General features: G+C 41.8%; 6 protein-coding genes, 4 tRNA genes and 1 pseudogene. 7 read left to right on the forward strand and 4 right to left on the reverse strand.

The window, feature by feature from the left end; genetic code table 11:
* Window positions 1–223: 223 nt before the first annotated feature.
* Window positions 224–793, forward strand: a complete 570-nt coding sequence (locus CQA49_RS09440; protein WP_258864298.1) for an acyloxyacyl hydrolase — start codon at window positions 224–226, stop codon at window positions 791–793.
* 97 nt (window positions 794–890) lie between these two features.
* Here CQA49_RS09440 and CQA49_RS09445 read toward each other — a convergent pair whose 3' ends face one another.
* The 3 genes from CQA49_RS09445 to thiD form a co-directional block, all read right to left on the reverse strand.
* Window positions 891–1,547, reverse strand: a complete 657-nt coding sequence (locus CQA49_RS09445) for a DUF2726 domain-containing protein (protein ID WP_115575709.1) — start codon at window positions 1,545–1,547, stop codon at window positions 891–893.
* Window positions 1,548–1,663: 116 nt separating this feature from the next.
* Window positions 1,664–2,290, reverse strand: coding sequence for a methylated-DNA--[protein]-cysteine S-methyltransferase (locus CQA49_RS09450; protein ID WP_258864299.1), 627 nt, complete (start codon window positions 2,288–2,290; stop codon window positions 1,664–1,666).
* Window positions 2,291–2,520: 230 nt separating this feature from the next.
* The gene (gene thiD / locus CQA49_RS09455; RefSeq protein ID WP_115575710.1) at window positions 2,521–3,417 is read right to left on the reverse strand and encodes a bifunctional hydroxymethylpyrimidine kinase/phosphomethylpyrimidine kinase; all 897 of its coding nucleotides are present in this window, start codon (window positions 3,415–3,417) and stop codon (window positions 2,521–2,523) included.
* Window positions 3,418–3,580: 163 nt separating this feature from the next.
* On the opposite strand from thiD, the gene CQA49_RS09460 reads away from it, so the two are divergent.
* The 4 genes from CQA49_RS09460 to CQA49_RS09475 all read left to right on the forward strand — a co-directional run bounded on the left by CQA49_RS09460 (window position 3,581) and on the right by CQA49_RS09475 (window position 3,953).
* Window positions 3,581–3,658: transfer RNA gene (locus CQA49_RS09460), tRNA-Pro, on the forward strand.
* A gap of 21 nt (window positions 3,659–3,679) precedes the next feature.
* A tRNA-His gene (locus CQA49_RS09465) sits at window positions 3,680–3,756 on the forward strand.
* Window positions 3,757–3,794: 38 nt separating this feature from the next.
* Window positions 3,795–3,871, forward strand: a tRNA-Arg gene (locus CQA49_RS09470).
* A gap of 5 nt (window positions 3,872–3,876) precedes the next feature.
* A tRNA-Arg gene (locus CQA49_RS09475) sits at window positions 3,877–3,953 on the forward strand.
* 70 nt (window positions 3,954–4,023) lie between these two features.
* On the opposite strand, the gene feoB is transcribed toward CQA49_RS09475, so the two are convergent.
* On the reverse strand, window positions 4,024–6,408 hold the full coding sequence (feoB, locus tag CQA49_RS09480; RefSeq protein WP_115575711.1) for a ferrous iron transport protein B: 2,385 nt from the start codon (window positions 6,406–6,408) through the stop codon (window positions 4,024–4,026).
* Window positions 6,409–6,636: 228 nt separating this feature from the next.
* Between feoB and CQA49_RS09485 the strand changes: the two genes are divergently transcribed.
* Together CQA49_RS09485 and CQA49_RS09490 are read left to right on the forward strand one after the other, a co-directional pair.
* The gene (locus CQA49_RS09485; RefSeq protein WP_115575712.1) at window positions 6,637–6,894 is read left to right on the forward strand and encodes a glycosyltransferase; all 258 of its coding nucleotides are present in this window, start codon (window positions 6,637–6,639) and stop codon (window positions 6,892–6,894) included.
* A 119-nt stretch (window positions 6,895–7,013) separates the two neighbouring features.
* Window positions 7,014–7,763: pseudogene (locus CQA49_RS09490) on the forward strand (glycosyltransferase); the annotation flags it as partial.
* Window positions 7,764–7,983: the final 220 nt, after the last annotated feature.

Genomic DNA, 7,983 nt, shown 5'->3' on the forward strand with positions numbered 1-7,983 from the left:
CCCAGCTCCATTCCGAACCTGGCAGTTAAGCTCCTCTTCGCTGATGATACTGCACTTTGCAAGTGTGGGAATGTAGGTCGATGCAGGGATAGGGGAAAATTCTACAATGTGCTATTAATAAGTAAGAGAAAAGAGCGTTATAAATAGAATCTTGCAAATAAATAGAACGAAAATAGAATATTGTAGAGTTTAGATTCCATAAAAGGAAGCAAAATGTTTAGGATTGCCCCCCCCCTTCATCTCTAGGCTAGAAAGTATCTCATTTGTTTTTCTCATAATATTATTTTTAAATACCAAATTTACCCTTTGCGACGATAGATTTTCACAAGATTCTAGCAATAAAGCCCCATTTTACAGCAAGCAAAATATTATTCAAATTATCAGCGCAATAGATTTTAATCATTCTAAATTTTCTGATATTGGCGCGGTTGGGTTGCATTATGGGCAGCCAAATTCCATTTACAGAATCCCGGGCAGATTAGCTTTAGAATTAGAATACATATTTAATACAGATAAAAAGGAAAATTTTAATCAAGTGATATTTGGTAGCGCGCAAGATGTGATGCTTAGCTTTGATAGATTTTATTTGGGGGCTGGCATAGGCATCTACATTCGCTCACGTATAGATTCTCGCATAGGCTCGGCTTTTACATTTGGTGAGAAGATTTTTCTTGGCTATAGTTTTGGAAGTTTCAATACAGAGGTATTTTTAAAGCATTATTCCAACGGAACTTTAACCACTACAAATTCCGGATTTAACTTTTTAGGTATGCGCGTAGGGTATAGTTTTTGATATAAGTTTATTTTATGTAAATAAAAGCATGTGATTGTCTGCGTTTGATTCTAAAGTGAGGATAAAAAGCCTTTTTAAGAGCTTAAGGAATAAAAATTTAACATTGATAAATATTTTGCACGATTTTAGCAATTTCAGCTTTTAATTTATGAATATCAATTCTATTGCTTTCATCATAAATCTGCTCACCCTTAATAATAAAAAGCTTTATGCCTATTTTGTTAAGAATCTGTGCTTTTATCTCGTCATTATTTTTGACAGATTGCATATGTTCATCGCTTGAGTTATCCACTCCATAATGTCCGCTACCATGAAATTCTATCACCGCAAAAGGCGTGAGTATATCCTTGTTGTATTTAAAATCTCTTTTTGCTAGCAAAAAATCCACATAAGAATTTGAATAAGTTTTCCACACTTCATTGTCGTTTTGAATATCGTGTATAAAGGCTCTCATCGCTACCTGTGGGAGAATACTAAAGTTATCTTTAAGCGATTTTTCAAAAATAAGCGCCTTAAATATTTGTACTTCCTGATAATTTAGCGGATTTTTTGCTTTAAGATTTGCATTTTCCACAAGGTTTAGTTTATCTGCAAAGCTAAGCTTTTGGCTCTCTTGTATTTGTGGCTGATAGAAGTTTTTGTAGTACCGCTTATAAGGTTTTGGGTAAAAAATCCACCTAAAAACGCGCCCGACTAGTTGTAAAACAACAATAAAGCCAATAAAGGCGCAGGTGATTATGACAAGCTCAAACAATGTAGGATTCCTATTTTGAAATAATCGTGATTATAGCACATTTATTTTTTATTGAGTTTTGGTAAATTTTTAGAAGTGCAAAATATAAAGAGTAGGGCAGATGAGACAATAAATTTCTATAAGATTCCCTCCAGTTTTAGCAAATACTCCTTTTTGTCCACACCTGCGGCATAGCCTGTGAGTGAGTTATTGCTCCCAATCACCCTGTGGCAGGGGATGATGAGCGAAATCGGATTATGCCCCACCGCTGTGCCCACCGCGCGCGCGGACATTTTCGCCTTGCCCCTTTGGCGCGCGAGAATCTGCGCGATCTCCCCATAAGTCATCGTCTCCCCATAAGGAATGCTTAGCAAAATTTCCCACACACTTTGGCGAAATGCGCTCGTGCAAATTGCCAGCGGTGGGGTGAAGTTTGGAATCTTAGCGCTAAAATATTCATCAAGCCATTTGCAAGTTTGGGCGAAAACTTCCGCGCTTTGACTTTTGCGCTCATTATGCGTGTTGCGCGTATCGCTTGCGTGTGCGCTGTGCGTTTCAAATGCGCGCTTTGGGCTAGATTCCAAATCCGCACTATCTGAATCGCCCGCATCACCAAAACGCAATATTTTAAAATCCTGGGCTTTTGTATCCAGCGTATCGCCAAAATATTTTTGCCCTTCAAACCACAACCCCACAAGCGCCACGCCATTGCTCGCAAGTGTGAGATTCCCAAGCGGTGAGCTATAACAATGCCTATCCAGCACCCCACACCTCCTTCTAAGTCCAGCAAAATTTCAAGCCTTATGTTATAATAATTAAAAAAAACAAATATTTAAGTAAGGCTGGTTATGTTTGCAAATTTTATGCAAACAAATAAGACAGAATTTAGAGCTTGCGTTAAATGAAGTCGAGGGGATTTTGTAAAAGGCTATCGTCCCACATTAGAGATTCTAGGAGCGGGCTGTATAAGCCTTATAATATTTGGCAGTAATTTTTATAGGGCATTCCTCCAAAAGTGATTCGTTGGTCCGTTGCCTTTGCCAAGCGCAAAAGAGTGTAAAATCGCATTAAACACATATTCCTTTGCAAGCGTGATAGAATCTAGCATTCCCTTGCCGAGTGCGAGATTTGCAGCGATGGCTGAGCTTAGCGTGCAGCCTGTGCCATGCGTGTTTTTGGTCTGTATCTTTTGTGCGCACAAGGTGTGAAACTCCCTCCCATCGTAAAAAACATCATCGCAATTCTCCTCTTTATGCCCGCCTTTGAGCAACACCGACTTTGCACCCATATCAAAAAGCGCTCGCGCCGCGGTTTTCATTGATTCTGTGTCTTTGATTTCCACGCCACAGAGCGCTTGAGCCTCCGGGATATTTGGCGTCAGCACATCGGCAAAGGCAAGCATCGTGTTTTTGAAATGCTCGCGGATGGATTCTGGCATGAGTGCAAAGCCATTTTTGGCAAACATCACGGGATCAATCACAACATTTTTTGGTTTATAGCGCGCGAGATTTTGCGCCACGCACTCGATGATTTCAGCAGAGCCGAGCATTCCGATTTTACACGCAAGCGGGGGGATATCCTCAAAAATCGCTTCAAACTGCGCGTCGATAGAATCTCGCGGGATATCATAGCTTGAAATCACGCGCGCGGTGTTCTCCGCCACGACGCTTAGCACCACGCTCATGCCAAAGACATTGTGCGCGCCAAAGGTTTTCAAATCCGCCTGAATCCCAGCCCCACCGCTACAATCGCTTCCTGCGATGGTGAGGGCGGGGAAGGCTTTTTGCGTGTTTGGGGCGAGGGCGTTTGTGTTTTTAGGTGCGGCTTTGGATGCGCTAGATGCGCTCTTAGATTCTGTTCTGGGGGTGTTTTTGTGCGTGTTTGTATCCATTTTTGCTTCTCCATAATTTATGCAAAATGCGCTTGCAACGCTTTTGAGGCGTCAAAAAGGGGCATTTTTGCAAAATTTCTCTTAAAATTCTCTTTGCAATAAGGTTTTTATAAGCCTTTTTTAAACTCTAAAAAATTATAATACGCGCTTTGTTTCACTTAGTCGGGGCGTAGCGCAGTCTGGTTAGCGCACTTGGTTTGGGACCAAGGGGTCGAAGGTTCGAATCCTTTCGCCCCGACCATTTTTCATTTTTTAAATTTTGGTGGGTGTAGCTCAGTTGGTTAGAGCATCAGTTTGTGGCACTGAGGGTCGTGGGTTCGAGCCCCATCACCCACCCCATAATTTAAGCAACTGACTTTTAAACCCTAAAAATACCTGCGTTCGTAGCTCAATTGGATAGAGCATCAGACTTCGGATCTGAGGGCTGGGGGTTCGACTCCCTCCGAGCGTGCCACCCATGCGCTCATAGCTCAGCTGGATAGAGCAACGGCCTTCTAAGCCGTAGGTCAGAGGTTCGAATCCTCTTGGGCGTACCACTTAGGCAAAACTTCTTAGATTGTCAAATAACTTCAACTTTTACGCCAAAAATAGCCAAAATTACAGAATCTACACAAACGCGCTCACTATCTTATAGCCCAAAAATGAAAAGATATACGCCACGATGCTTGTAAAAACAAAAAGTCCCGCGAGATACTTCCACGAGCCGGCTTCTTTGGCAAACACCACGCTTGCGGCAAGGCAAGGGTTATAAAACATCACAAACAAGATAAAAGCCACCGCTGTTGGGAAGCTCACGCTTTTTGCGATGATTTCTTGCAAACTTTGACTTTCTTCATCTAAGCCCTCGCCCAGCGCATACAAAACGCCCATTGAGGAAATCACCACCTCTTTTGCCGCCAAACCATTAAGCAAGCTCACGCACAAGCGCCAATCAAACTCCATAGGCGCAAACGCTGGCGCGATAAATTCCCCGATGCGCCCCAAAAAGCTTTGCTCCAAAAGCTTTGATTGTAGTTCGTTTTCAAGTGCGAGAATCTCGGCGTTTTCTGCGTTTGTCTCTCTTGTTTCGTGCGTAGATTCTGCATTTTGCGTCAAAGTTTGGGAATCTTGCGCGTGAGATTCTGTAAGATTTTGAGAATCTACTCGCATTTGCAAGGTTTGCAAGGCGCTGATTTTTTGCTCGTATTCGCTCTCCAGCGCGCTATTTTTGGGATAACTTGTGCCAAACCAAATAAGCATTGAAGCGAGCATTATAAAGCCCCCAGCCTTTTTGACATACATTTTCGCCTTTTGATACACGCTAATTGTGATAAGCTTTAGGCTCGGCAGGCGGTATTTGGGGATTTCCATGATGAAGGGCTCATCATGCCCGCGGAAAATGCTAAGCTTCAAAAACTTCGCCATACACAGCCCCACAATCGCACCAAAAATGTAGATCCCAAAAAGCATGCTCCCAGCGATATTTGCGGGGAAAAATATCCCCACAAAAAGCGTGTATATCGGCAGTCGCGCGCTACAGCTCATAAAGTTGATGATAAAAAGCGTCAAAAGCTTGTCCGTCTTATTTTTTAAAGTGCGCGTCGCCATAAATGCCGGCACAGAACAGCCAAAGCCCGTAACCAGCGGGATGAAGCTCTTCCCATGTAAGCCAAACTTATGCAAAAAGCCATCAAGCAGATATGCCACGCGCGCCATGTAGCCGGTAGTTTCTAAAAAAATAATGCCTAAAAAGAGTAACAAAATATGTGGCAAAAAGCTAAGCACCGCGCTCACACCCGCCAAAATCCCATCGCTCACAAGCGAGCCAAGCCACGCGATGGGGATATATTCTTTCAAAACCTCGCCAACGCTTGCCATACCCCCTTCAATCCATTCCTTAGGATACTCGCCAAAAACAAAGGTAATCTCAAAAATCCCCCACATAAAGAAAAGAAAAAATACAATTCCCAAATATTTATTCAAAAAGATTTTATCAAGCCTTTGCGTGAGATTCTCACTCACACCCTTTTTAATCGTGCATTTTGTGGCGATCTCATGGGCTTTGATGATGTATTCTTGCGCGAAAAGCTCTTGCGTGGAATCCTCGTTTTTTTGCTTCAAAAGCGCGGTTATTATGGAATCTTGCTTTGCCAAAATCGCGCGCGCTTGCTCGCTTTGCTTAGAATCTGCTAAGTTTGTAAGCGCTGTTTGCACGCTTTGCTCCTTTGATAAAAGCGCGATGGAAAGGAATTGCAAATAACTTTGATACTGCACGCTTTTTTGAAAGCTCTTTTGGGGATCTTGCGCATTAAAAGGCAAAATCTCCTCCAAAATTACAGAATCTTGCGCGCACAAAAACTCATACATTTCTTTTAAATGTGCTTGTGTAGTTGGTGAAAAGCAGTCAAAGGCTTTGGATTCTACCCAGCGCACATTTTGTGCAGTCTTGATATTCTGCAAAAGTTTTTGCGACGCATTAGTATTTTGCAAAGCCCCAGTATCTCTCGCCTTGTAAAGCGCGATGATTTGCTCTAGCAAAGCTGTGATATTTTCATTATTTTTTGCGCTCACACTTACGCATGGCACGCCTAGATTCTGCATTAAAAGCTTAGGGTTGATTTCCAAATGCTCTTTTTTCGCCTCATCGGACATATTGAGCGCGAGTAGCATTTTTTTGTCAAAATTTTTGAGTTGCAGGCTTAGGCAGAGATTGCGCGCGAGATTAGTAGAATCCACCACATTTACAATCACATCATACGCGCTATTTTGCAGGAATTGCGAGCTTATGCGCTCCTCCTCTGAATACTCGTTAAGCATATACAGCCCGGGCAAATCGATAAAATCAAGCTTGTAATCCTTGTAAAAAAGCGTGGTTTGGGTCTTTTCTATCGTTACACCGCTGAAGTTTCCGACTTTGAGATTTGCCCCAGAGATGGCGTTTATAAGCGAGCTTTTGCCGACATTTGGCTGTCCGACAAGCGCTATTGTGATGGTTTTGTGTGAATCTTGCATAAGCCTATCCTAACATAAATCTTTGTGAGCGCGTATTGTAGCCAAGCAAGACTAATATTTTTAAGAATTGTTATTAAGTATGGCGTTTAATGGCGCGAAATTGTGCTTTCCCCTTGCTAATCCCCCTCTTTTTAGCTAAAATCGCAAGCCGTTTTGTTTGCTATATTTGTTTAAAAACCTAAATAAAAATCTTTGGCTTTATTTTAAATCTCAATTTAAGGAATCACAATGTCTCCTAGAATTAGCGTTATTATCCCTTGCTACAATGAGGAACGCACGATTTTGCAAGTCATTGATGAAGTCTCTGCAATCCTGCCTCAAGCACATATCGCAGTCTTTGATAATAATTCAACAGATAATTCAAAAAATCTCGTGCTAGAAAAGATCAATTCCTTACAAACAAATTCACAAATAGATTCTCAAACACACTCACAAGTTAAAGATTTTGATTTTGCTATTAGGGGGGGGGGCAATACAGCTCTTTAGAAGCAGAATCTAATCAGCCTTATTTCAACCAAACTCATCAAACTAATCACTTTCAAGATTCTAATCACTCAACCAACCATCTAGCACAAAGCTTTTCCTCGCCCAAACTCTCCCTTTTTTCCACCACCACACAGGGCAAAGGCGCAGTAATAGCTGATGCATTTGCTTTGCTAGATTCTGATATTTATGTAATGATTGATGGGGATACGCAGTATGATACCACCTTTCTACCACAAGCAATTCTTTATTTCCAGCAAAACCAGCTTGATATGCTCAATATCGCAAGAAAGACCATAGATGATAGCGTGCATAGGACAGGTCACAGCTTTGGCAATAAACTTCTAAGCACCACAGCAGCCCTTTTCTTTGGTAAGCAGTTTAATGATATGCTAAGCGGATATAGAATCTTTTCTCGTGCCTTTGTCAAAAGCTTCCCAGCTCAAAGCAAGGGCTTTGAAATAGAGACAGAGCTAAGCGTCTTTGCCCTGCAACAAAACTTACGCGTAGATGAAATAGAAGCCTCGTATAAACCACGCCCACAAGGAAGCTTTTCTAAACTTCATACCTTTAAAGATGGCTTTAAAATCCTTTTTATGATTTTCCAACTGCTTTTTACCGAGCGCCCTTTGCTTGTGTTTGGATTTTTAAGTGCGTTGTGCTTTGTAATTTCACTTATCGTTGGCGTTGATATTTATTTGGAGTTTTTAGACACAAGCAGAGTGGCTAGGTATCCTACGCTGTTTGTATGTGTGGGCGTGGGAGTTATCGGGGTGGTGCTAGGTGTGGCTGGGATGCTCGCGCATTTAGTTGTAAGGGGGAATAGAGAATCTCGCAGAATAGCATATCTCAATCACAAGAAAATAGACTAGATAAGCGCACAAGGGATAAGCTAGGAAATGTATCTAGGCACAACTTCTAAAGGACAAAGCTAGAAAATGTCTAAGAATCTACTAAATAAAATCACCTCAAATAAGCTTTTGCGCTTTTTTCTCTTAGGTGGGATTTTAAGCCTTTGTGAATGGGGTGGCTTTTATGCGCTGACTTATCTTTTGGGCGTGCATTATATTGTAAGCTCGATTGTGATGTTTG

The organism is Helicobacter sp. MIT 00-7814 (assembly GCF_003364115.1).
Classification (GTDB): Bacteria; Campylobacterota; Campylobacteria; order Campylobacterales; family Helicobacteraceae; genus Helicobacter_F.